We start from the raw sequence: 22,378 nt of genomic DNA, 5'->3' as shown, positions 1-22,378 counted from the left end.
CGGCGCGGGCACGCCGGCAAGTTATGAATGGTGCCCCTGGACGATTATGACTCGCGCAGCGCAGTGGCGCCCGCAGACGTGGGGGTCGGCACCCGAATCCCCTGTTCCAGGATCTCCCGCAGCACCTGCTGCGGCACCGCCTGGCTGAACAGGAACCCCTGCAGCCCGTCGCACCCCTGCGCCCGCAGGAACTCGAACTGCGCCGCCGTCTCCACCCCTTCGGCAATCACCTTGAGGTGCAGCTGGTGGCCCAGCGCGATGATCGCCGCTGCCACCGCCTGGTCGTGGCCGGGCGTGGCCACGTCGTCGACAAAGGACTTGTCGATCTTGAGCCGGCTGATCGGCAGCCGGGTCAGGTAATTGAGCCCGGAGTAGCCGGTGCCGAAATCGTCGATCGACAGCCCCACGCCCAGCTCGCGCAGCCGGCGGAAGGTCTCGATGGTGGTCTCGCCGCCGTCGACCAGGATGCCTTCGGTGACTTCGATCACCAGCCCCTGCGGCGGCAGGCCGGCCTGCTGCAGGCAGTGCGCCACGGTATCGGGGAAGTTGGCCTGGCGCAGCTGCAGCGGCGAGATATTGACCGCGACCTCGATCTCGCTGCCCAGCGCCTGGCGCAGGGCCTGGATTTCGCGGCAGGCGGTGGCCAGGGTCCATTCGCCCAGCGGCGCCACCAGGCCGCTCTGCTCGGCGATGGGGATGAACTCGGCCGGCTGCATGGCGCCGCGTTCCGGGGTGTTCCAGGTAATCAGCGCCTCGACGCCGGTTATAGCCAGGGTCGCGGCATCGACGATCGGCTGGTAGCGCAGCCGGAACTCATCGCCGGCGAGCGCGCGCCGCAGCAGCCCTTCGATGGTGAAGCGCGCCAGCGAGGCCTCGGCCATGGCGCTGGCAAAGCGGCACAACTGTGCGCGCCCGTCGTGCTTGGCCGCGTAGACGGCCGAATCGGCAGCCTTGAGCAGCTCGGTCAGGCTATCGCCATCGTCCGGGTAGATCGCCATGCCGATCGATGGCGTCACGCGCAGGCGCTGGCCGCCGGCCTGCAGTTCTTCATTGACGCGCGCCTGGATCTTGGCGGCAATCAGCTCGGCTTCGCTGTCGTGGCGCAGGCCGCCCAGCACCACGCCGAATTCATCGCCGCCCATGCGCGCCACCAGGTCGCCCTGTCGTACCGCGCCCTTGAGGCGGTCGGCCATGGTGCGCAGCACGTCGTCGCCGACGGGGTGGCCGAGCGAGTCGTTGATGTGCTTGAAATGGTCCAGGTCAAGCAGCAGCAGCGCCACGCGCTCGCCGTGGCTGCGCGCGTACAGCAGCAGCGCCTGCGCGCGCTCGCTCAGCTCGGCGCGGTTGGGCAGGCCGGTCAGCGGGTCATGCAGCGCGAGGTGTCGGATGTACTCGTCGACGCGGAGGCGCTCGGTCAGGTCGTAGCCGATGGCCTGGTAGCCAGGCGACGGCGCGGACCGGGGCACATCGGCACGATCGGCACCATCGGCGGGACCAGCTGGCGCTGCGTCAGCGGCTGGAGCCTCGATGGGCGCCGGCAGGGCGAACACCGCCAGCTGCACCGGCATGCGCGAGCCGCCCTTGCGCACCCAGGTCCATTCGCGCTCGTCGGTCAGGGCAAGCCGTGCCTTGGCCACCAGGGCGGGCAGCCCCGGCGGCACCGGCTCGCCCAGTTCGCCACTGAGCATGCGGGCATGGTCGGCCAGTTCGTCGGCAACATGCAGGCCGGTCATGTGCATGTGGCCGACCAGTTCCGCGGCGTTGTACCAGAGCATGCGCTGGCCAGCCGCGTTGATGCCGGTGATCAGCCCGTCCTCATCGAACGTGATCACGCAGAAGGCGGCATGGTCGAGCAGCCCGGCATAGCGCGCGGCCTGCACCGCGGCGGCCTGCTGGGCGCGCCGTTCCGGTTCCAGGTCCGTGACCGCCCACAGCCAGTGCGCCGCGCCGCCGTCGGCCGCAGGCAGGCGCGCGGCGCTGGCGCGCAGCGTGAAGCGGCTGCCGTCTGCGCGCACGCCCGCCAGTTCACGGTGGACTTCGGACCCCGGCGCGGCATCGCCGGGGACAACGCCGGTGGCGCCGGGGACCAGGGTGTCCAGGCTGCGTCCGGCCAGCCGCTGCGGATCAGCGCCGAACAGTTGTCCCGCCCGCTCGCTCGCGCGCACCACCACGCCCTGCGCATCGATCAGGATAAAGCCGTCGGCCGACTGCGCCAGGCACGCCTGCAGCATCGCGCTGTCATCTTCCCAGGCATGCACGGCCTGCGCTTCGCGCTGGCATGCGGCACGGCCCTGGCGTGCCAGCGCATGGGTGAGCCACGCCAGCAGCAGCGTGGCCAGCGTGCCCGCGGCCAGCGCCAGGTACGCCTGCCGCGGGCCATGCGCGGCTTCGAAGGCGGGGCGCGTGGCGGCGCGCAGCGTCCAGGTGACACCGCCATACTGGAACTGGCGCTCGCCGTGCAGCAGCGCCGCACTGCCGTCCTCGCGGCGCTCGCCCTCGGTCGGCCCGCCGGACAGCATCGGCCCGGGCGCGGCCGGGGAGCCCTCGTGCAGCGAGAGCTCCAGTTCCGCCGCCGCCGGGGCACCGACCGCGCGCATCAGGTCGCCCAGGCGCAGCGACACGTAGACATAGCCAAGCACCGCCTGGCGCCGCAGCGCCACCGTGCTGACAGGCGCCTCGCCGGCGTAGACCGGCAGGAATACCAGCGCGCCGTGCTGGTGCTGCGCCGCCTCGGTTTCGCGGACCAGTGCCAGGCCGGGCGTGAGCCGCGGTTCGCCGCTGTCGCGGGCGGCTTCCAGCGCCGCCCGGCGCGCCGGCTCGGACAGCATGTCAAAGCCGGCGGCGCGCGTGTTGCGCCCGTCCAGCGGTTCGATATAGAGGATCGGTGCGTACAGGTCGCGCTTGCCGCCGGGATGAATGTCGTAGTCGGCAAGGCCGTCGGCACGGGCGGCCTGCACCAGCCGCGGCACCCGCTGCAACGGCGTGAGCGGCGCGTAGCCGATCGACTGGGTGCCGGCGGGCAGGTCGTCGAGCTGGGCAGTATAGAGATAGTCGCGCCACTGCGTGCGCGAGGTGTCGGGGTTGGCGGTCAGCACGGCGGCCACGCCGCGCAGCAGGCGTTCGTTCTCCAGCATGCGCTCGCGCAGCGCGCTGCCGGCCTGTCCCAGCAGCGCGTCGAAATGCTGCTGCGCCTCGCGGCGCTCGAGCCGCTCCGCCTGCAGCCATGCCCCTGCCGTCAACAGCGCGCCGCCGGCCGCGACCAGCAATGACAACAAGGCAGGGGAAAGCGAAGTCAGTCTCATGGTCGATCAGTTCCGGCATGCAGCAGGGGCATGCCGTCTGCGTGGACGTGCCTTCGCATTAACGGGGGACTATACCGTGGCACGGGCAGCGCGCACACCCCCGCCGGGGATGGACCCGTTCGGGGGAAAGACCGCATGCCCCCCATGGCGGGGTATGGTAGGGTTGCACCGGAGATGCCCCCAAGTACGCGGTCTGCGCCACTGGTGCTCCAACTGCGCCCTACATGCCCGTCTACACACCCACGCTGAAAGCGCGCATTGCGATCATCACCACCGTGCTGGCCGCGGTGTTCGGCACCGGCATCGTACTGACCGCCCTGTACGATGCCCACCGCGACCTGCACGATGCGCTGCAGGTCCAGCAGGATTCCGTCGTCAAGCTGACCGCCAACCAGCTCGACACCGCCATGAACGACCGCATTGTGCTGCTGTCGCACCAGGCTGCGCAACTCAGCGGCCTGCTGGTGCAGGCACAGGGCGCGCAAGCCGCCGCGGCGCGCGAGCGGGCACTGGATACGCTGTCCGCAGCGATCCCGGTGCCGGCCGCGTTCAACGCGCTGCTGGTCGCCGACATGCAGGGCAACATCGTCACCCACCGCGGCGCCGGGGCGGACATTGGCGACCGCAGCTATTTCCGCGAGGCCGCCCGCTCGCTCGCGCCCGTAGTGTCGCCGCCCATCCGCTCGCGCACCAACGGCCAGATGGGGGTGATGGTGGCGGTGCCGGTGCTGACGCCGAACCGGACCTTCGTCGGCCTGGTGGGCGGCTGGCTGGACCTGTCCAGCGCCAACTTCCTGGTCGAGATCCTGCACAACCGCCTTGGCACCACCGGCTACTACTGCCTGGTATCGGCCGGCCCCAAGCCGGTCTATATCCGCCATCCCGATCCCGCGCAGGCGCGCCAGCCGGCGCTGGCCGTGGCCGATACCTGCGGCGAGGATGACAGCCCCGCGCCGCTGGAATTCCTCACGCCGGCGCGGCCGGTGATCGCGCGCTACCTGATGTCGAGCACCGGCTGGGAACTGGTGGCGCTGCTGCCCGCGCGCGAGGCCTACGCACCGCTGCACCAGATGCAGCAGCGCTTCCTGGGCATGGCCGGGGTGGCCATGGCGGCGGTAGCCCTGCTGATCTGGCTGGCGGTGCGGCGCCAGCTGGCGCCGCTGGCGCGCCTGCACAAGGTGGTACAGGCCAGCGCCAACGATCTGTCCGCGTTCGAGCGGCTGCCGACACGGCAGCAGCGCGACGAGATCGGCGACCTGACGCGCGCCTTCATCAAGCTGATGCGCGACGTGCGCGAGCGCCGCCAGGCGCTGGACCGCAGCGAACGGCGCCTGCGCGCGGTGACCGACACGCTGCCGTCGCTGCTGGCCTTTATCGACACCGATGAGCGCTATGTGTTCAACAACCAGGCCTACGAACGTGTCTTCGGCCTGAAGCCGGAGGAACTGCGCGGCAGGCACGTGCGCGAAATCCTGGGCGAGGCCCGCTACGCGCGCGTGCAGCCCTTCATGCAGCGCGCGCTGGCGGGCACTGCGGTGACCTTCGAAACCGAAGACAGCGACCCCGAATACCACTGCATGGAGAGCAGCCTGCGCCCGGAATGGAGCGCCGACGGCAGCGAGGTGGTGGGCGTGCATATCCACGTGCAAGACATCACGCAGCGCAAGCTGGAGACGCAGCGCCTGGCGCGCATGTCGCGCACCGACCACCTGACACAGCTGATGAACCGCAGCGCCTTCGAGGGCCAGCTGCATGCGGCGATGGTGCGCAGCCGCGAGCATGGCACGCTGATGGCCCTGCTGTACCTGGACATGGACCGCTTCAAGGCCGTCAACGATATCCACGGCCACGCCGCCGGCGACCAGCTGCTGCAGACCTTTGCCCAGCGCGTGCGCCGCTGCGTGCGCGAGCGCGACACCGTCGCCAGGCTGGGTGGCGACGAGTTCGCGGTGGTGCTCGAAGACATGACCCAGCCCGCCGCGGCACGCCGCGTGGCGCAGGCCATCCTGCAGGCGATGGACGAGCCCTTCTACTTCGAGGGCGTATCCGCCGACGTTGACGTCAGCATCGGCGTGGCGCTCTACCACGGCGGCCCGGCGCAGGACCGCGAACTGATGCGGCTGGCGGACGTGCTGCTATACCGCGCCAAGGGCGCGGGCCGCGGGCGCTATGAGATCGGCCCGCCGGAACTGGCGGGCGAGCTCAGCCCGCAGTAGGCGGCCCCGGCCGGGGGCTCAGTGGATAGTGCCGCCGGGCTTGTCCGACGCCGCGCCGCCGGCCCCCTCGGGCTCGAACGGCACGTGGCGGCCATCGCTGGACTGGTAGCCCAGCTGCGCATCGGCGCCCAGCATCTTCTCCCACGCGATCATGGCCTGGGCCACCGCATCGGGCGCGCCCTTGAACACCACCACGTCGTTGCCGCAGCCGGGGCATTCGCCGCCGAACACGGCATCGATGCCGGGCAGGCCCGGCACGTCGAGCGCGTCGAATTGCGCGAACGCGGTCTTGCAGTGCCCGCAGACCAACTGGGCGGGGCGCAAGGCCTCGATCTTTGCGCGTGCCTGTGCCGCACGCTCCTCGGGGGTTCCCCGCCGTTTTGCCTCGCCCATGATGTGCCTTCCTTCCCCGTGCTGCCGGTGTGTGTTTGCATCGGCCCCGCCAGTGCGGCCGGACCCGTGCCTGTTAGATGCGCAATGCGGGCCGGTGGTGCCCGGCCATGGTCGCAGGTGACGGCGGCGCTGCGTGCGCGCCGTCGCCGATCTGCTGCGCTCAGTTGGCATTGTAACCAGCGGCGCGCAGCAAATACCGGGCCGACAGGAACCGGCAGCGCCTGCTATTGTGGATAACGATGCCCCGTGCGCGTGCGGATGCGCCGCTTCCGCCACCGTGGGCATGCTGGTCCCCATCCACCTACCCCCGAAGGAGGACGTTCCATGATCCGACCCACCGTGCAGGAAAACGCCGCCCGCTACGCCGACTGCATTGCCGCCTGCAATGCCGCATCCGCTGCCGCACTCAAGTGCGCCGCGGCCTGCCTGGAAGAACAGGACGTGCGCAAGATGGCGCGCTGCATCGCGCTGGACATGGATTGCGCCGGCATCGCCCAGCTGGCCGCGTCCTACATGCTGCGCAACAGCGAGTTCGCGACGCTGGTGTGCGAAGACTGCGCCGAAGTCTGCAAGTGGTGCAAGGAGGAATGCGAGCACCATGACAACGAGCACTGCCAGGAATGCGCCCGCGCCTGCGCAGCCTGCATGGAGCAGTGCCTGAAGATGACGGCTTAGCGGTCCGCGCCCGATTCCTGCCGCCCCTGCGGCGGCTCGGCCAGTGCGACGAAGGCATCGATCAGCCTGGCGCCGCGCCGCTCGCGCAGGCAGTAGAGATACTCGTGCAGGCAGGGCGAGGCATCGGTGAAGCCCAGCACGCGCAGGTCCGGATGGCTCGGCACCTCGTGCCGGGCGATCACCGATACGCCCAGGTTGCGGATCACCGCCTCGCGGATCGACTCCCGGCTGCCGATCTCCATCTGCGCGGCGGGGCTCACGCGCGCCTGCGCCAGCATGTCTTCGGTTGCGATGCGCGTGGTCGACCCGAGCTCGCGCATCAGCAGGCGGCAGCCCGCCAGCGCACTGACGGCCACTTCGGTGTGCCCGGCCAGCGCATGGGTGCGATGCACCACCAGCATCAGCGGGTCCACGCCCAGCAGCACGCGCGACAGGCGCGCATCGTCCACCCGCTGCGACGAGGTGGCGATATCGACGCGGTATTCCTGCAGCGCTTCCAGCACCTCCTGCGAATTGCCCGTCACCACGCTGACATCGATGGCGGGAAAGCGCTCGCTGAAGCCGCGGATCAGCTCCAGCACATAGTAGGGCGCGGTCGCGCCCACGCGCAGGCTGCCGGTGCGCAGGTCGCCCGAATGGCGCAGGAAGAAGTCGATCTCGGTTTCCTGCTGCACCAGCGCCTCGACGCGCGGCAGCAATGCCAGCCCCGCGTCTGACAGCGCCAGGCGGCGCCCGCCGCGGTGGAACAGCTCGACCCCGTAGGCTTCTTCCAGCGCGCGGATCTGCGCGGTGATGGTGGGCTGCGACAGGCCCAGGCGCTTGGCGGCCTGCGTGACGCTGCCGATGCGGGCCACCATGAAGAAGGACTTGAGCTGGGCGATGAGCATGCGGCCGAGGGATGTCGCTAAGGGCAAGGCAAGGCGGCGGGCGCCTGGGCGCCGGCCGCGGTGAAGCGGTATTCTAATGGACTGCACCAAGCCACCCGGTCCAACCGTCCGCTGCCTTGCATAGGAGTCTGCCCATGTCTGACCCGTCCACCGCCGCCACCCGCATCGAGAAAGACAGCCTGGGCGACGTGCCCGTGCCCGCCGACCACCTGTGGGGCGCGCAGACCGAGCGCTCGCGCCAGAACTTCCGCATCGGCAACGAGAAAATGCCGCCGGCGCTGATCGAGGCCTTTGCCGTCCTGAAGCTGTGCGCGGCGCGCGCCAATGGCGAGCTTGGCGTGCTCAAGCCCGAACTGGCACACGCGATCGAACAGGCCGCGACCGAAGTCATCGAAGGCCGCTGGCCCGACGAGTTCCCGCTGTCGGTCTGGCAGACCGGATCCGGCACGCAGACCAACATGAACCTGAACGAGGTCATCGCGAACCGCGCGATTCAGTTGCTGGGCGGCAAGGTCGGCAGCAAGACGCCGGTGCATCCCAACGACCACGTCAACGCCAGCCAGTCCTCCAACGACAGCTTCCCCACCGCGATGCATATCGCCGCCACGCGCGCGATTCAGCAGCAACTGCTGCCGGCGCTGGAGCAGCTGCAGCAGACCTTCGCGCGCAAGGTGGAAGCCTTTGCCGATATCGTCAAGGTCGGCCGCACCCACCTGCAGGATGCGGTGCCGCTGACGCTGGGGCAGGAGTTCTCGGGCTACATGACGCAGGTGGCCGATGCGCAGTCGCGCCTGCAGCAGGCCATGCTGCGCGCGATGCCGGTGGCACAGGGCGGCACCGCGGTGGGCACCGGCCTGAACGCCCCGCACGGCTTCGCCGCGGCCTTCGCGCGCGCGCTGGCCGACTACACGGGCCTGCCGTTCGAGCCCGCGCCCAACCGCTATGCGCTGCAGGCCTCGCACGATGCGCTGGCCGACCTGTCCGGCGCGCTCAGCACCACGGCCTCGTCGTTCCTGAAGATCGCGCGCGACTTCATGCTGCTGGGCTCAGGCCCGCGCGCCGGCTTTGCCGAGCTGGTGCTGCCGGCCAACGAGCCAGGCTCATCGATCATGCCGGGCAAGGTCAACCCGACCCAGGCCGAGGCACTGGCGATGGTGTGCTGCCGCGTGATCGGCAACCACACCACGGTGACGCTGGCCAACGGGCTGGGCACGCTTGAGCTGAACGCCTACAAGCCAGTGATCATCTACAGCCTGCTGCAGTCGGTGAGCCTGCTGGCAGGGGCCGCGTCGAGCTTTGCCGAGCATATGGTCGAAGGCGTCGAGGCCGACCGCGAACGCATCGCCGAACTGCTGGAGCGTTCGCTGATGCCGGTGACCGCGCTCAATCCGCATATCGGCTACGACAAGGCCGCGGAGATCGCCAAGCTGGCGGTCAAGCGCAACCTGTCGCTGCGCGAGGCGGCGATCGCGTCCGGGCATGTCACTGAGGCGCAGTTTGCCGAGTGGATCGACCTGAAGGGGATGACGCGGGAGGTGTAGCGGGAGGTATAGCGGGGGTACAGCAGGGGTGCGCCCCGGCACGGAACCGATCCGCGCCGGGGCAGGCCGGCCTTAGCCGACGAAGGCCTTTTCCAGCACGAAATGGCCGGGATGGCTCATATTGCCTTCGGCAAAGCCGCGCTCTTCCAGGATGGCGCGGACGTCCTTGAGCATGTCAGGGCTGCCGCACAGCATGATGCGGTCGTTCTCCAGCGAGAACGGCTCCACGCCCAGGCGCTCGAACAGCTCGCCCGAGGCAATCAGGTCGGTGATGCGGCCGCGGTTGTCGAACTCTTCGCGCGTCACGGTCGGGAAGTACACCAGCTTTTCGCGCACCAGATCACCCAGGTGCTCGTGCTGCGGCAGGTGTTCCTGGATCAGCTCGCGGTAGGCCAGTTCTTCAACGAAGCGGCAGGTGTGGGTCAGCACGACCTTGTCGTAGCGCTCGTAGACCTCCGGATCGCGGATGATCGACAGGAACGGCGCCAGGCCGGTGCCGGTGGCCAGCAGCCACAGCGTCTTGCCGGGCAGCAGGTTGTCCACCAGCAGCGTGCCGGTCGGCTTCTTGCCGACGAAGATCTGGTCGCCCTCGCGCAGGTGCTGCAGGCGCGAGGTCAGCGGGCCGTCGGGCACCTTGATGCTGAAGAATTCCAGCGTTTCCTCATAGTTGGCACTGGCAATGCTATAGGCGCGCAGCAGCGGGCGACCGTTCACCTCCAGCCCGACCATGGCGAACTGGCCATTTTCAAAGCGAAAACCAGGGTCGCGCGTGCAGGTAAAGCTGAAAAGGGTGTCGGTCCAGTGATGGACGGAGAGGATGGATTGCTGGTTCAGGTTGCTCATGGCGAAACGCGGGATACAGCGGCAGGATGCAGCGCCAAAGACGGCTGGAAAGGAAGAATCTTAACGCATGCTTGGGGGCGGCGCAGGCGGAGCCTGCAACGCCAGCGCGGGATTTCCGGGATGTGCATGCGGTGCGGCCTATGCGGCACGCCCGATATTGTTGATAAATTCCGTCTAATCAATTTGATTTCCACACATTTATCCAAAGACAGCCAACATCCAACATGAGGTCATCTTCCCTTTGCTCCCAAGGAAACTGCCATGACCTCCACCCCAGCTATCTCCCGCCGCGCCGCGCTCGTCACCGGCGCCTCCCGCGGCATCGGCCGCGCCATCGCGCTGCGGCTGGCCGCCGACGGCTTCGACGTGGCCATTGGCTACGCCGGCAGCGCCGCCCGGGCCGAAGAGACGGTGGCGGCGGCGCGCGAGGCCGGCAGCAATGCCATCGCCATCCAGGGCGAGGTGGCGCAGGCGCCAGACGTGGCACGCCTGTTCGACACCGCGCAGCAGGCCTTCGGCCGGCTCGACGTGGTCGTCAACAGCGCCGGCATCATGCAGATGGCGTCGGTCGCGCCCGCCAGCCTGGACGCCTTCGACCAGACCATCGCCACCAACCTGCGCGGCGCTTTCCTGGTGCTGGGCGAGGCCGCCGCACGGCTGGGCCAGGGCGGACGCATCATCGCGCTGTCGACCAGCGTGATCGCGCGTTCCTTCCCCGGTTACGGTCCCTATATCGCGGCCAAGGCAGGCGTGGAAGGGCTGGTGCGGGTCCTGGCCAACGAGCTGCGCGGGCGCGGCATCACCGCCAACGCGGTGGCGCCGGGGCCGGTCGCGACCGAGCTGTTCCTCGATGGCAAATCGGAAGAGCAGGTGGCGCAGCTGTCCAAAGTGGCGCCGCTGGAGCGGCTGGGCACGCCCGAGGACATTGCCGCGGCAGTGTCGTTCCTGGCCGGGCCGGATGGGGCGTGGATCAATGCGCAGGTGGTGCGGGTGAACGGGGGCTTTGCCTGAGCCGTTGCCCGCCGGGGCAGAAGTCAGCCCCCGGGCGCCGGCAAGGATAGTTCGCAGCGCTGGCGCGCCAGCGTGTCGCGCGAGTAGCCGTGGCGCACGCGCAGCTGGTGCTCTACGGCGTCGGCCTGGTCCAGGCAGGCGAACACCAGGTCGTCCTTTACGCGCTGCGAAACACCCTTCAGGCGCGGCGCTTCATACGCGACCTGGCGCGCACGGCAGCGCAGGAACAGCAGCGTTTCCTGCGAGGCGGTGATCAGCTGGTCGTGCTCGATCCGCTTGCATTCGACCAGGTCCTGGGCAGGGGCGCTGGCGCCGGCAAAGAGCAAAGGCAGGCACAGCCATCGACGCAACGAGCGGTGCATGGCAAACGGGGGGCGCAGTAGGCCAGTTGAAGGTCCGGCTCGCATCATTGCCCATCCCCGCGCACAGTGCAAGCCGCAGCGCACGCAATACCCTGTTGCGTTTGGGCGCCAGACGGGCCGCAGCCAGATTCAGTGTCCAGCCACATGGACAATCGCGCGCAAACCCCGATGGCTGCGTCGACCCGGCCGGTCCATGCTGCATCGCAGCACGATCAAGGGGTGGGCAGGTCCGGCGGATCGGCTACGCTTCGATGGCAAATGCGCCGCCGTGCGCGCCAGTTCACGCCCCAGACCGGCGGGCTTCCGCCCGGCCTTCCCCCACGCTGATCGGCGGCCAGTTGCTGGCGGTGCTGGTGGTGGTGATCCTGCAGCAATGCCGCGCCAGACCAGATACCTGCATCACGAGCATTGATGCGCACCCCGCGGTGCTATGCCGCGGGACGCCGCCAAGAGCATGGCAATATACGGGGGCCGTAATCGCCCCCCTCTTTCGTTGATCACCCCATGGACCTGAACGCCCTGCGCCTGTTCGTCGACATCGTCGATGCGGGCAACCTGAGCGCGGCCGCGCGCAAGCTCAAGATGACGCGCGCCAATGTCAGCTACCGGCTCAAGGCGCTCGAAGAAGAGCTGGGCGTGCAGCTGCTGCGCCGGACCACGCGCCATGTCGAGCCGACTCCGGTCGGTGCCGGCTTGTACGAGCACGGCCGCAACATCCTGGGCGAGGTAGCCGCCGCCAATGCGCTGATCAGCAATATGGGCAAGAGCCTGAAGGGCCATGTGCGGCTCTCGGTGCCTACTGGCCTGGGCCATTCACTGCTGTCGCCGCTGCTGGTGCTGTTCAAGCAGCGCTATCCCGACATCACGCTCGACGTGGTCTTCGACAACCGTGTGCACAACCTGGTGTCCGAGGACGTCGAAGTGGCCCTGCGCATCATCTCCACCCCGCCGGATTCAGTGGTCGCCACCGAGATCGGCGAAGTCGACTGGATCGTGTGCGCGTCGCCAGCCTACCTGGCCGGCCACCTGGCGCCGCAAGCGCTGTCCGAGCTGCAGGGGCATGCGTTCGTGTGCGCGTCGCCCGAGGGGCAGAAGCTCAAGGCAACGGGCATCCGGCACAGTGGCGGCGGCGACGGCGGTGAGATCCGTGAGCAGGTGGTGCTGGAGCCAACGCTCACCTCCGAGAACTTTGCCTTCCTGAAAGAGGCGGTGCTGGCGGGCCTGGGCATCGGCATCTTCCCGATCTATGCGATCGGCGCGGAACTGGACAGCGGCGCCCTGGTGCCGCTGCTGTGCGACTACCGCATCAGCGTGTTCGGCAGCAAGCTCTACATGCTGACCATGCCCAACCGCTACCAGACGCTGGCGACGCGCTACCTGCTGAACTTCCTGAAGACCGAACTGCAGGCAGTGTGGCCGCGGCTGCACCGCTAGCGGTGCCTCCGGCAGCGGTCGCCACGGACTATAGTAGGAGCACAAGGATAACCGTCGGCGCATCCGCACCTGAGGAGCTACCATGGCCCTGGCTAGCACGCTTGCAAGCTGCCTGAGCAGCAAGAACACCCAGTACGACATCATCCGCCACCCTTATACCCTCAGCAGCATGGCCACTGCCGAGGCAGCGCATGTTCCCGGGGACCGGCTGGCCAAGACGCTGTTGCTGGAGGATGACCGCGGCTATGTGGCTGCCGTGATTCCTTCAAGCCACCATCTGCACATGGCCGCCATCTGCGAACAGACCGGGCGCAACCTGGTGCTGGCGCATGAGGACGAGATCCGCGAGATCTTCAAGGATTGCGACCTCGGCGCGATCCCGCCGGTGGCGATGGCCTACGGCATGCAGACCTATGTGGACGACAGCCTGATGGCGCAGCCCGACGTGTATTTCGAAGGCGGCGACCACCAGGAACTGGTGCACATGAGCGGCGAGCAGTTCTCGAAGTTGATGTCGGACGCTGGGCACGGGCAGTTTTCGCGCCGCATGATGTAAGCGGCGCCTTTTATTGGCCACTGGACGGCCGCCACGCGGGTTGCTAACCCGCGTGGTGGCCGTTTTGCTGCTGGCGGGCGGGTGAGCGAGGGAGACGCTTCAGCCTTCAGGCAACGCCGGCACGCTGTCGTCCTTCAGGTCCACGCCCGAGCGGCCCAAAGCCGCCGCGCCGCGCAGCAGGAAGGCCAGCCGGTCGGCGGCCTGCGCATACGGCAGGCCTTCGGGGCGCACGTTGGAGATGCAGTTGCGCTCGGCATCGGTGCGGCCCGTGCGCGGCGCATGGGTCAGGTAGATGCCAAGGCTGTCGGGCGAACTCAGGCCCGGCCGTTCGCCGATCAGCATCACCACCTGGCGCGCGCCCAGCAGCTCGCCGATCTCGTCGCCCAACGCCACGCGCGACTGCTCGGCCACCACCACCGGGCCGATGCGCCATGTCAGCGGCAGGCGCGGGCGGGTGGCATCGAGCAACGGCAGCGCGTGCGTCTGCGTGGCCAGCGCGGACAGACCGTCGGCAACCACGAACACCACATCGGGCGCCTCGCCAGGGCGTGCCGCGGCCAGCCGCGCGCGGCTGGCATCGTCCAGGCGCCGGCCCAGGTCTGGGCGCCGCAGGTAGTGCGCGCGGTCCGGCGCGGCGCTGTGCACGGCAAGGTTCGGCACCCCCGCCGCATCCAGCGCCGCGGTGACCGCGCCCACGTCCAGCGGCAGGTGCACCGCATCGCGCGCCTGCGCATGGGCCAGCCCGAAGGCCAGCACCGCATCGGTGGTCTGGCTGTGGCCGGTACGGCCCAGCGCTACACGCGCGCGCGTGAACTGGCGCAGGCGTTGCCAGGGATCGGCATCGGTGTTGGCAGGATCGGCGGGAGGCGGGCGTCTGGCCGTCATCGGCTGTACCTTACAGGCTGTGGGCCATCTGCAGCAGCGGCTGGCGCGCGGCGGGCTCGAGCAGCCTGCCGCTGGCATCGGCAATGCCCATGCGCTGCAGCCAGGCCTCGAACTCCGGCGCGGGGCGCAGCCCCAGCACCTCGCGCAGGTACAGCGCATCGTGGAACGAAGTGCTCTGGTAGTTGAGCATGATGTCGTCGGCGCCGGGCACGCCCATGATGAAATTGATTCCGGCCACGCCGAACAGCGTCAGCAGCGTGTCCATGTCGTCCTGGTCGGCCTCGGCATGGTTGGTGTAGCAGACGTCGCAGCCCATCGGCACCCCCATCAGCTTGCCGCAGAAGTGGTCTTCCAGACCGGCGCGGATGATCTGCTTGCCGTCGTACAGGTATTCGGGACCGATAAAGCCCACCACCGTATTGACCAGCAGCGGCGCGAACGCGCGCGCCACCGCGTAGGCGCGCGCCTCCATGGTCTGCTGGTCGACGCCGTGGTGCGCATTGGCCGACAGCGCGCTGCCCTGCCCGGTCTCGAAGTACATCAGGTTGTCGCCAACGGTGCCGCGCGCCAGCGCCTGCGCGGCGTCGTGCGCCTCGGCCAGCAGCGCCAGGCTGATGCCGAAGGCCGCATTGGCGCGCTCGCTGCCGGCCACCGACTGGAACACCAGATCCACCGGCGCGCCCTGCCCGATCGCGCGCAGGGTATTGGTGACGTGGGTCAGCACGCAGGATTGCGTGGGGATGTCGAAGCGGCTGCGCAGCTCGTCGATCATGCGCAGCAGCGAGACAATGGCGCCCAGGTTGTCCGAAGCCGGGTTGACGCCGATGGTGGCATCGCCGCAGCCATAGAGCAGCCCGTCGATGATCGACGCGGCAATGCCCTTGGGATCGTCGGTCGGGTGGTTGGGCTGCAGCCGCACCGAGAGCCGGCCCGGCAGCCCCACCGTGCTGCGAAAGCGCGTCACCACCTGGCACTTGCGCGCCACCGCCACCAGGTCCTGGTTGCGCATCAGCTTGCTGACCGCGGCGGCCATCTCCGGGGTGATGCCCGGCGCCACCCGCGCCAGCATGGCGCTGTCGGTTTCATGCAGCAGCAGCCAGTTGCGCAGGTCGCCCACGGTAGTGGCGCCGATGGCGGCAAAGGCCGCGCCATCGTGCCGGTCCAGGATCAGGCGCGTGACCTCGTCGTCCTCGTACGGCACCAGCGCCTCGGTCAGGAACTGCTTGAGCGGCACCTCGGCCAGCGCCAGCCGCGCGGCCATCCGCTCCTGCTCGCTGGCCGCGGCAACGCCCGCCAGCGCGTCGCCGGAACGCGCCGGGCTGGCCCGGGCCAGTAGCGTGCGCAGGTCGGCAAAGACGTGGCGGTGGGTACCGATGGTGTGGGTGTAGGCCATGCGTTCCGTTCCTGGACTCTGGAGAAAACGATGACAGCGGTGCGCCGGGCGCCTTGCCGGGCGCGATTCCCCCTAATATAGACAGCCTTTGCGTGTGCCGTGATGCCAACATCGCCTCAGCGCACACGGCCTGACTCAGGAACAACATCTGGATCGGCGAGAATCCAGAATAAATTTTGAGCAAATTGCATGCCGGAGACCCCGATGAAAGACCCAGACCCGACCGCCACCCCGCGCCTGCTGCCGGCCGCGTGGTACAGCGTCGGCACCGTCGCCTACCTGCTGACCGCCCTGGCGCTGTGGACCGTGCTCCACGCCAACCTGGTGGCGGCATTGCTGTCCGGCCTGCTGCTGTACTCGCTGGTGGACGTGCTGGCGCCGCGCCTGCAGCGCCTGCACCAGCGCCACGACGCCCTGGCCGTGGCCATCCTGTCGGCGCTGATCCTGCTGGGGCTGACGCTGGCGGGCTGGCTGCTGGTGCGCTTTGTCAGTGGCGAAGGCAATACCCTGGACGGGCTGCTCAACCATGTGGCCGACATCATCGACCGCTCGCGCGGGCAGATGCCGCCGTGGCTTAGCGATGCGCTGCCCAAGGGCGTGGACGAGCTGGCCAACACGCTGATCGAGACGCTGCGCGAGCATGCCGCGATGGCGCAGAAGCTGGGCGCCGAGGTGCTGCGCACGCTGGTGCATATCCTGATCGGGCTGGTGATCGGCGCGATGGTGGCGCTGTACCGCGCGGTGGTTCGGCCCAATCGCCGGCCGCTGGCCGCGGCGCTGGTGGCGCGCGCACGCACGCTGCAGCAGGCGTTCTCGCAGTTCATCTTCGCGCAGATCCAGATCTCCACCATCAACACCGTGCTGACGGCGATCTACCTGCTGCTGATGCTGCCGCTCTTTGGTGTGCACCTGCCGCTGACCAAGACGCTGGTGGTGATCACCTTCGTTGCCGGGCTGCTGCCGGTGCTGGGCAACCTGATTTCCAATACGGCCATCGTGGTGGCCTCGCTGTCGGTGTCGCTGCCGATCGCGGTGGCGTCGCTGGTGTTCCTGGTGGTGATCCACAAGCTGGAGTACTTCCTGAACGCGCGCATCATCGGTGCGCGCATCCAGGCCGCGGCGTGGGAACTGCTGATGGTGATGCTGTTGATGGAAACGCTGTTCGGCATCCCGGGCGTGATCGCCGGACCTATCTTCTATGCCTACCTGAAGCGGGAGCTGGCCGGCGCCGGACTGATCTGAGTGCCGCAGCCGGCTCGCCGCGGCGGTGGTAGGACCAATGCCTGCTCAGGCGCCGTCCTGCTCCACCCGGCTGCGCACGAAGTCGATATGGGTCTGCATGGCGGTGCGCGCCTCTTCCGGGCGGCGCGCGCAAATCGCATCGCACAGCGTGCGATGCTGCAGCAGCAACAGGTCTGACGCGCCGTCGTCCTGTTCGCGCAGGCCGGTGCCATTGATGGTGATGTGCTCGCGCAGCATGCCGATCACGCTGGTATGCAGGTGCAGGAACATGGTGTTGTGCGAGGCCTGGGCAATGGCGTCGTGCAGCTGCGCATCGGCATCGGCCTCTGCCTGCTTGTCGTCGGCGGCGCGCGCGCGTTCCAGCTCGGCCATCAGGGCGCGGATCCGCTTCACGTCAGCGGCATCCGCGCGCAGCGCCGCAAAATACGCGGTCGCGCCCTCCAGCACGCGGCGGAACTCCAGGATGTCGTCGCGCAGCGCGGGGTGGTCGGCCACCAGCTGGCCCCAGGGCGAGGCAATGCCGGCGCGCAGCTGGTCGGTGGCGTAGACCCCGGCACCGCGCCGGCTCTGCAGCAGGCCGCGCGCGGCCAGGCGCTGGATCGCCTCGCGCACGGTGTTGCGCGCCACCTCGTATTGCCCGGCCAGCACCCGCTCGGCCGGCAGCCGCGTGCCGGGCGGCCAGGTGCCGTCGAGCAGCGCGGTCTCGATCCGGCGCATGACCGACTCCACGCGTCCGCGGGTGCGCCCGTGCCTTGCTGCCGCTGCCGTCATGCCGTGTGTCCTCGCTCCTGAGCTTGCGCGCGTCGTCGGGCAGATTGGTCCAACCAATTTGTACCGCCGCGCGGAAGCGGGAATTATGCGCCGAAACGTGCGACCCCAGCACGTCCGGAGCGAGACATGAAGGATCGTCAGTACCCCACCGGCCCTGCCCCCACGCAGGCCTACCTGTTTGCCACCTGCCTGGTCGACATGTTCGTGCCGCAGGCCGGCCTCGACGCCGTGCGGTTGCTTGAACGCGAAGGGCTCACCGTGCACTTCCCGCGCGGCCAGAGTTGCTGCGGCCAGCCCGCCTACAGCAGCGGCAACCCCGACGCGGCCCGTGCGGTGGCGCGCGCCCAACTCGACCTGTTCAGCCAGCCCTGGCCGGTGATCGTGCCATCGGGCTCATGCGCGGGCATGATGCGCCACCACTGGCCGCAGCTCTTTGCCGACGATCCGGTGGCCGGCCCCAAGGCACTGGAACTGGCCGGACGCATCTATGAACTGGTCGAATTCCTGCTGCATGTGCTGAAGGTGGACTTTGGCGATGCCGCAGCGGCGGGCCAGGCGCAGGAGCGCATCGTGCTGCATACCTCGTGCGGCGCCCGTCGAGAAATGGGTACGCGCCAGCACGGCGTGGCCCTGGTCGACGCGCTGCCGGGCGTGACCCGCGTGGAGCATGAACGCGAATCAGAATGCTGCGGCTTCGGCGGCACCTTCTCGCTCAAGCATCCCGATATCTCCGGCGCCATGGTGCGCGACAAGGTGGCCTCGGCCTGCGCCACCGGCTGCGACCGGCTGGTCTCGGCCGACTGCGGCTGCCTGCTCAATATCGGCCATACCGCGGCGCATGACCGCGCCCCGCTGCAGGTGGAGCACCTGGCCACCTTCCTGTGGCGCCGTAGCGGAGGTGCCGCATGAGCACGCCCGGCGCCCGCGAACGCATGCTCGGCCGGCTGCGCGCCGCCGCGCCTGCACCGTCCCCAGGCACCGCGGAACTCGACCGCCGCATCGACGGCCATTTCGAGGCACGCCGCCATGGCACGCCAGCCGTTGGCGAACTGGCCGGCGCGATGCAGGCGGCACTGCAAGGGCTGCATGCCGAGGTCTGGTGCGCCAGCGAAGCGGCCTGGCCGGCATTGCTGGCCACTGAGCTGGCCAATGCCGGCGTGAAGCGCCTGCTGCTTGATCCCGCCAGCCAGGCCGGTGCCGCACTGGCGGCCGCCTTGCCGGCCCACATCGAAGCCATCGGCTACGACCGCCCGATCGAAGCGTGGAAGGCGGAGCTGTTCGACACCATCGATGCCGGCTTCACCGTGGCGCGCTCCGGCATTGCCGCCACCGGCACGCTGGTGGTCGCGCCCGATGCGGGCTCGCCACGCACGGTGTCGCTGGTGCCGCCGCTGCATGTCGCGCTGGTGCGCGCCTCGACGCTGCACGCCGACCTGCATATGGCCGTGCGCACCGAGCGCTGGTCCGACGGCATGCCGGCCAACCTGGTGCTGATCTCCGGCCCCTCCAAGACCTCCGACATCCAGCAGACGCTGGCCTACGGCGCGCATGGTCCGCGCCGGCTGTGGGTCGTGATCGAGACCGACACTGCGGAGGCCGGGCAATGAGCCAGCACGCACTGAATTTTGTTCCGCCGCAGGACTTCAAGGCACGCGCCCGCGAAGCGCTGGACGATCCCAAGCTGCGCCAGAGTTTCCGCGGCGCGATGGACTTCCTGCAGGGCAAGCGCCTGGCGCAGTTCCCCGACGCGGATGAGCTGGAACGCTTGCGCGACCTGGGCGAGGCGGTGCGCCAGCACGCGCTGGCCAACCTGCCGGACCTGCTGGTGCAGCTGGAGGCAAAGCTCACCGCCGCCGGCGTGCAGGTGCACTGGGCCGAGAACGCCGACGAAGCCAACGCGATCATCCACCGCATCGCGGCATCGAAGCAGGCGCAGCGCGTGATCAAGGGCAAGTCGATGGCCAGCGAGGAGATCGAGCTGAACCATTACCTGGCCGAGCGCGGCGTGGACTGCATCGAGTCGGACATGGGCGAGTACATCGTCCAGCTGGCCGGCGAAAAGCCCTCGCATATCGTGATGCCGGCGATCCACAAGACCAAGGGCGATATCGCGCAGCTGTTCCAGGCGCATATCCCCGACACGCCCTATACCGAGGATGTCGACGCGCTGATCCAGACCGGCCGCCGTGCGCTGCGCCAGGCCTTTGTCGAAGCGGATATCGGCTTGTCCGGCGTGAACTTCGCAGCCGCGGACACCGGCACGCTGTGGCTGGTGGAGAACGAAGGCAACGGCCGGCTTTCCACCACCGTGCCCGACGTGCATATCGCCATCATGGGCATGGAGAAGGTCGTGGCCCGGCTGGAGCATATCGTGCCGCTGTCCACGCTGCTGACGCGCTCGGCCACCGGGCAGGCCATCACCACCTACTTCAACCTGATCTCCGGGCCGCGCCGCGCCGGCGAGCGCGACGGCCCGCGCGAGGTCCACCTGGTGCTGCTCGACAACGGCCGCACCCAGGCCTATGCCGACACGCAGCTGCGCGCCACGCTGCAATGCATCCGCTGCGGCGCATGCATGAACCACTGCCCGGTCTACACGCGCATCGGCGGCCACGCCTACGGCACGACCTATCCCGGCCCCATCGGCAAGATCATCTCGCCGCACCTGCTGGGGCTGGACGCCACCGCCGACCTGGCCACCGCCTCGAGCCTGTGCGGCGCCTGCGGCGAAGTTTGCCCGGTGCGCATTCCGATTCCGCAATTGCTGGTGCGCCTGCGCACCGAGGCCAACCGTGATCCCGCAGAGCAGGTCGTCAACCCGCTGCGCGGCCAAGGCGCCAAGTACAGCCGCGGCGAGCACCTGGTGTGGCGTTTCTGGAGCGGCGCGTATTCGCACCCGGCGACGTACCGGCTGTTCCGCTGGGCCGCCACGCGGCTGCGCGCGCTGACGCCGTCGAAGCAGATGGGATGGACGCAGCACCGCACGCCGCTGAAGCCGGCGGCGAAGAGCCTGGCGGACTTGCTGAAGGAGAAGGGGCAGCCGGAGTAATCCGTCATCACGGGCGCGAGCGGAACCGCTCGCGGCTGTGTTCACCAACAAAACAAAGATTTCCCGAAACACCACCGAAGCAGGAGACTAAACCGTGCAACCCTGGACCCAACTCTATACACCGCTGGGCAGCCTGTGGCTGTCGTCGCTGGCGGCAGCCATTCCCATACTGTTCTTCTTCATTGCGCTGGCCGTCTGGCGCATGAAGGGCCATGTCGCCGCGGCCGTGACGCTGCTATTGGCGCTGGCCGTGGCGATCTTCGCCTACGGCATGCCTGCGCAGCAGGCGCTGGCCTCGGCCGGCTTCGGCTTTGCCTATGGGCTGTGGCCGATTGCATGGATCATCGTGACCGCGGTGTTCCTCTACAAGATCGTGGTCAAGACCGGCCAGTTCGACGTGATCCGCGCCTCGGTGCTGTCGATTACCGACGACCAGCGCCTGCAGATGCTGCTGATCGGCTTTGCCTTCGGCGCCTTTCTGGAAGGCGCGGCGGGCTTCGGCGCGCCGGTGGCGATCACCGCGGCGCTGCTGGTGGGCCTGGGCTTCAACCCGCTGTATGCGGCGGGCCTGTGCCTGATCGCCAATACCGCGCCGGTGGCGTTCGGCGCGATGGGCATCCCCATCATCGTGGCCGGTCAGGTCACGGGCATCGATCCCTTCCATATCGGCGCCATGGCCGGCCGCCAGCTGCCGCTGCTGTCACTGCTGGTGCCGTTCTGGCTGGTGTTCATGATGGACGGCGCCAAGGGCGTGCGCGAGACGTGGCCGGCGGCGCTGGTGTGCGGCGGCAGCTTTGCCGTGACGCAGTACTTCACCTCCAACCATATCGGGCCCGAACTGCCGGACATCACTTCGGCACTGGTCAGCCTGGTGTCGCTGGCCGCGTTCCTGAAGGTATGGCAGCCGCGCAGCGCGTCGCAGCGTGCCGGCGGCAATGTCAGCGGCGGCACCGTCGCGCTGGCTGGCTTCGGCGGCGGCTTCGGCGGTGCGATGTCCAGCCGCAAGGCTTCGCCCTACACCCTGGCGCAGACGCTGCGCGCGTGGGCGCCGTTCGGCATCCTGACCGCCATCGTCACGGTGTGGAGCCTGCAGCCGTTCAAGGCGCTGTTCGCGGCCAATGGCGCGCTGGCGGGAACGGTGCTGAAGTTCAAGATCCCCGGGCTGGACCAGATGGTGATCAAGGCCGCGCCGATCGTGGCCACGCCCAAGGCCTATGACGCGGTGCTGAAGCTCGACCTGCTCTCCGCCGTCGGCACCGCCATCCTGCTGACCGCTCTGATCTCGGCGGTGCTGCTGCGCATGAAGCCGCGCACGCTGCTGGCCACCTTTGCCGAGACCCTGGTGGAACTGGCGCGCCCGGTGCTGTCGATCGGCCTGGTGCTGGCATTCGCCTTTGTCGCCAACTACTCCGGCATGTCGTCGACACTGGCGCTGCTGCTGGCCGGCACCGGCGCGGCCTTCCCGTTCTTCTCGCCGTTCCTGGGCTGGCTGGGGGTGTTCCTGACCGGTTCGGACACTTCGTCCAATGCGCTGTTCTGCGCGCTGCAGAACACCACGGCGCATCAGATCGGCGTGTCGGACACGCTGCTGGTCGCCGCCAACACCACCGGCGGCGTCACGGCCAAGATGATCTCGCCGCAATCGATCGCCGTGGCCTGCGCGGCGACCGGGCTGGTGGGCAAGGAGTCGGAGCTGTTCCGCTTCACGGTCAAGCACAGCCTGCTGTTTGCCGTGATCATCGGCATCATGACGGTGGTGCAGGCTTACCTGTTGCCGGGGATGATCCCGGGGTGATGAGCTAGCCGGAATCAATGAAG

At 68.8% G+C, this 22,378-nt stretch carries 19 protein-coding genes; 11 read left to right on the top strand and 8 right to left on the bottom strand.

What is annotated here, in order from left to right; genetic code table 11:
* Nucleotides 1-44: 44 nt before the first annotated feature.
* Nucleotides 45-3,302 carry a bifunctional diguanylate cyclase/phosphodiesterase gene (locus AC3WQZ_RS13210; RefSeq protein ID WP_058697754.1) on the bottom strand — a complete coding sequence of 1,086 codons (3,258 nt, stop codon included), beginning with the start codon at nt 3,300-3,302 and terminating at the stop codon, nt 45-47.
* A gap of 224 nt (nt 3,303-3,526) precedes the next feature.
* Here AC3WQZ_RS13210 and AC3WQZ_RS13205 point away from each other — a divergent pair, with 224 nt between their 5' ends.
* Entirely contained in the window at nt 3,527-5,518 is a 1,992-nt protein-coding gene (locus tag AC3WQZ_RS13205; protein WP_010814046.1) for a sensor domain-containing diguanylate cyclase, read from the top strand.
* 18 nt (nt 5,519-5,536) lie between these two features.
* Here the strand turns inward: AC3WQZ_RS13205 and AC3WQZ_RS13200 are convergent, their stop codons facing one another.
* Nucleotides 5,537-5,911 (bottom strand): hypothetical protein, encoded by a 375-nt coding sequence (locus tag AC3WQZ_RS13200; protein ID WP_010814047.1) that lies wholly within the window; start codon nt 5,909-5,911, stop codon nt 5,537-5,539.
* A gap of 324 nt (nt 5,912-6,235) precedes the next feature.
* On the opposite strand from AC3WQZ_RS13200, the gene AC3WQZ_RS13195 reads away from it, so the two are divergent.
* Nucleotides 6,236-6,586, top strand: coding sequence for a four-helix bundle copper-binding protein (locus AC3WQZ_RS13195; RefSeq protein WP_010814048.1), 351 nt, complete (start codon nt 6,236-6,238; stop codon nt 6,584-6,586).
* On the opposite strand, the gene AC3WQZ_RS13190 is transcribed toward AC3WQZ_RS13195, so the two are convergent.
* Nucleotides 6,583-7,473 carry a LysR family transcriptional regulator gene (locus AC3WQZ_RS13190; RefSeq protein ID WP_010814049.1) on the bottom strand — a complete coding sequence of 297 codons (891 nt, stop codon included), beginning with the start codon at nt 7,471-7,473 and terminating at the stop codon, nt 6,583-6,585. The two genes, AC3WQZ_RS13195 and AC3WQZ_RS13190, sit on opposite strands and share 4 nt — an antisense overlap.
* 134 nt (nt 7,474-7,607) lie before the next feature.
* Between AC3WQZ_RS13190 and fumC the strand changes: the two genes are divergently transcribed.
* On the top strand, nt 7,608-9,014 hold the full coding sequence (gene fumC / locus AC3WQZ_RS13185; RefSeq protein ID WP_010814050.1) for a class II fumarate hydratase: 1,407 nt from the start codon (nt 7,608-7,610) through the stop codon (nt 9,012-9,014).
* Nucleotides 9,015-9,086: 72 nt separating this feature from the next.
* Here fumC and AC3WQZ_RS13180 read toward each other — a convergent pair whose 3' ends face one another.
* On the bottom strand, nt 9,087-9,857 hold the full coding sequence (locus AC3WQZ_RS13180; protein WP_010814051.1) for a ferredoxin--NADP reductase: 771 nt from the start codon (nt 9,855-9,857) through the stop codon (nt 9,087-9,089).
* A gap of 261 nt (nt 9,858-10,118) precedes the next feature.
* Between AC3WQZ_RS13180 and AC3WQZ_RS13175 the strand changes: the two genes are divergently transcribed.
* The gene (locus tag AC3WQZ_RS13175; protein ID WP_492300701.1) at nt 10,119-10,868 is read left to right on the top strand and encodes an SDR family oxidoreductase; all 750 of its coding nucleotides are present in this window, start codon (nt 10,119-10,121) and stop codon (nt 10,866-10,868) included.
* A gap of 23 nt (nt 10,869-10,891) precedes the next feature.
* Here the strand turns inward: AC3WQZ_RS13175 and AC3WQZ_RS13170 are convergent, their stop codons facing one another.
* A complete protein-coding gene (locus AC3WQZ_RS13170) occupies nt 10,892-11,230 on the bottom strand; it encodes a hypothetical protein (protein ID WP_051398545.1) in 339 nt (112 codons plus the stop codon).
* Nucleotides 11,231-11,734: 504 nt separating this feature from the next.
* Between AC3WQZ_RS13170 and AC3WQZ_RS13165 the strand changes: the two genes are divergently transcribed.
* Nucleotides 11,735-12,664, top strand: a complete 930-nt coding sequence (locus AC3WQZ_RS13165) for a LysR family transcriptional regulator (protein WP_010814054.1) — start codon at nt 11,735-11,737, stop codon at nt 12,662-12,664.
* Between the two features lie 82 nt (nt 12,665-12,746).
* Nucleotides 12,747-13,220: an aminoacyl-tRNA deacylase gene (locus tag AC3WQZ_RS13160; RefSeq protein ID WP_010814055.1), complete on the top strand. Its 474-nt coding sequence runs from the start codon at nt 12,747-12,749 to the stop codon at nt 13,218-13,220.
* 99 nt (nt 13,221-13,319) lie between these two features.
* Here AC3WQZ_RS13160 and eutC read toward each other — a convergent pair whose 3' ends face one another.
* Nucleotides 13,320-14,105, bottom strand: a complete 786-nt coding sequence (gene eutC, locus AC3WQZ_RS13155) for an ethanolamine ammonia-lyase subunit EutC (RefSeq protein WP_010814056.1) — start codon at nt 14,103-14,105, stop codon at nt 13,320-13,322.
* Nucleotides 14,106-14,115: 10 nt separating this feature from the next.
* Nucleotides 14,116-15,498, bottom strand: coding sequence for an ethanolamine ammonia-lyase subunit EutB (locus AC3WQZ_RS13150; RefSeq protein WP_010814057.1), 1,383 nt, complete (start codon nt 15,496-15,498; stop codon nt 14,116-14,118).
* Between the two features lie 204 nt (nt 15,499-15,702).
* Here AC3WQZ_RS13150 and AC3WQZ_RS13145 point away from each other — a divergent pair, with 204 nt between their 5' ends.
* A complete protein-coding gene (locus tag AC3WQZ_RS13145; protein ID WP_010814058.1) occupies nt 15,703-16,740 on the top strand; it encodes an AI-2E family transporter in 1,038 nt (345 codons plus the stop codon).
* Between the two features lie 45 nt (nt 16,741-16,785).
* On the opposite strand, the gene AC3WQZ_RS13140 is transcribed toward AC3WQZ_RS13145, so the two are convergent.
* Nucleotides 16,786-17,511 (bottom strand): FadR/GntR family transcriptional regulator, encoded by a 726-nt coding sequence (locus AC3WQZ_RS13140; RefSeq protein WP_013951801.1) that lies wholly within the window; start codon nt 17,509-17,511, stop codon nt 16,786-16,788.
* 126 nt (nt 17,512-17,637) lie between these two features.
* On the opposite strand from AC3WQZ_RS13140, the gene AC3WQZ_RS13135 reads away from it, so the two are divergent.
* The 4 genes from AC3WQZ_RS13135 to AC3WQZ_RS13120 all read left to right on the top strand — a co-directional run bounded on the left by AC3WQZ_RS13135 (nt 17,638) and on the right by AC3WQZ_RS13120 (nt 22,355).
* On the top strand, nt 17,638-18,420 hold the full coding sequence (locus tag AC3WQZ_RS13135; RefSeq protein ID WP_492300697.1) for a (Fe-S)-binding protein: 783 nt from the start codon (nt 17,638-17,640) through the stop codon (nt 18,418-18,420).
* Complete coding sequence (locus tag AC3WQZ_RS13130; RefSeq protein WP_010814061.1) at nt 18,417-19,118, top strand: LutC/YkgG family protein; 702 nt, start codon at nt 18,417-18,419, stop codon at nt 19,116-19,118. The genes AC3WQZ_RS13135 and AC3WQZ_RS13130 overlap by 4 nt, the downstream gene beginning before the upstream one ends.
* Nucleotides 19,115-20,560 (top strand): LutB/LldF family L-lactate oxidation iron-sulfur protein, encoded by a 1,446-nt coding sequence (locus AC3WQZ_RS13125; protein ID WP_010814062.1) that lies wholly within the window; start codon nt 19,115-19,117, stop codon nt 20,558-20,560. The genes AC3WQZ_RS13130 and AC3WQZ_RS13125 overlap by 4 nt, the downstream gene beginning before the upstream one ends.
* Nucleotides 20,561-20,654: 94 nt before the next feature.
* Complete coding sequence (locus tag AC3WQZ_RS13120; RefSeq protein WP_010814063.1) at nt 20,655-22,355, top strand: lactate permease LctP family transporter; 1,701 nt, start codon at nt 20,655-20,657, stop codon at nt 22,353-22,355.
* The last annotated feature ends 23 nt before the right edge of the window (nt 22,356-22,378 follow it).

The sequence above is a fragment of the Cupriavidus sp. FW305-26 genome (assembly GCF_058787975.1).
Note: the sequence above shows the minus strand (reverse complement) of the source record. Positions and strands in the feature narration are given on the sequence as shown.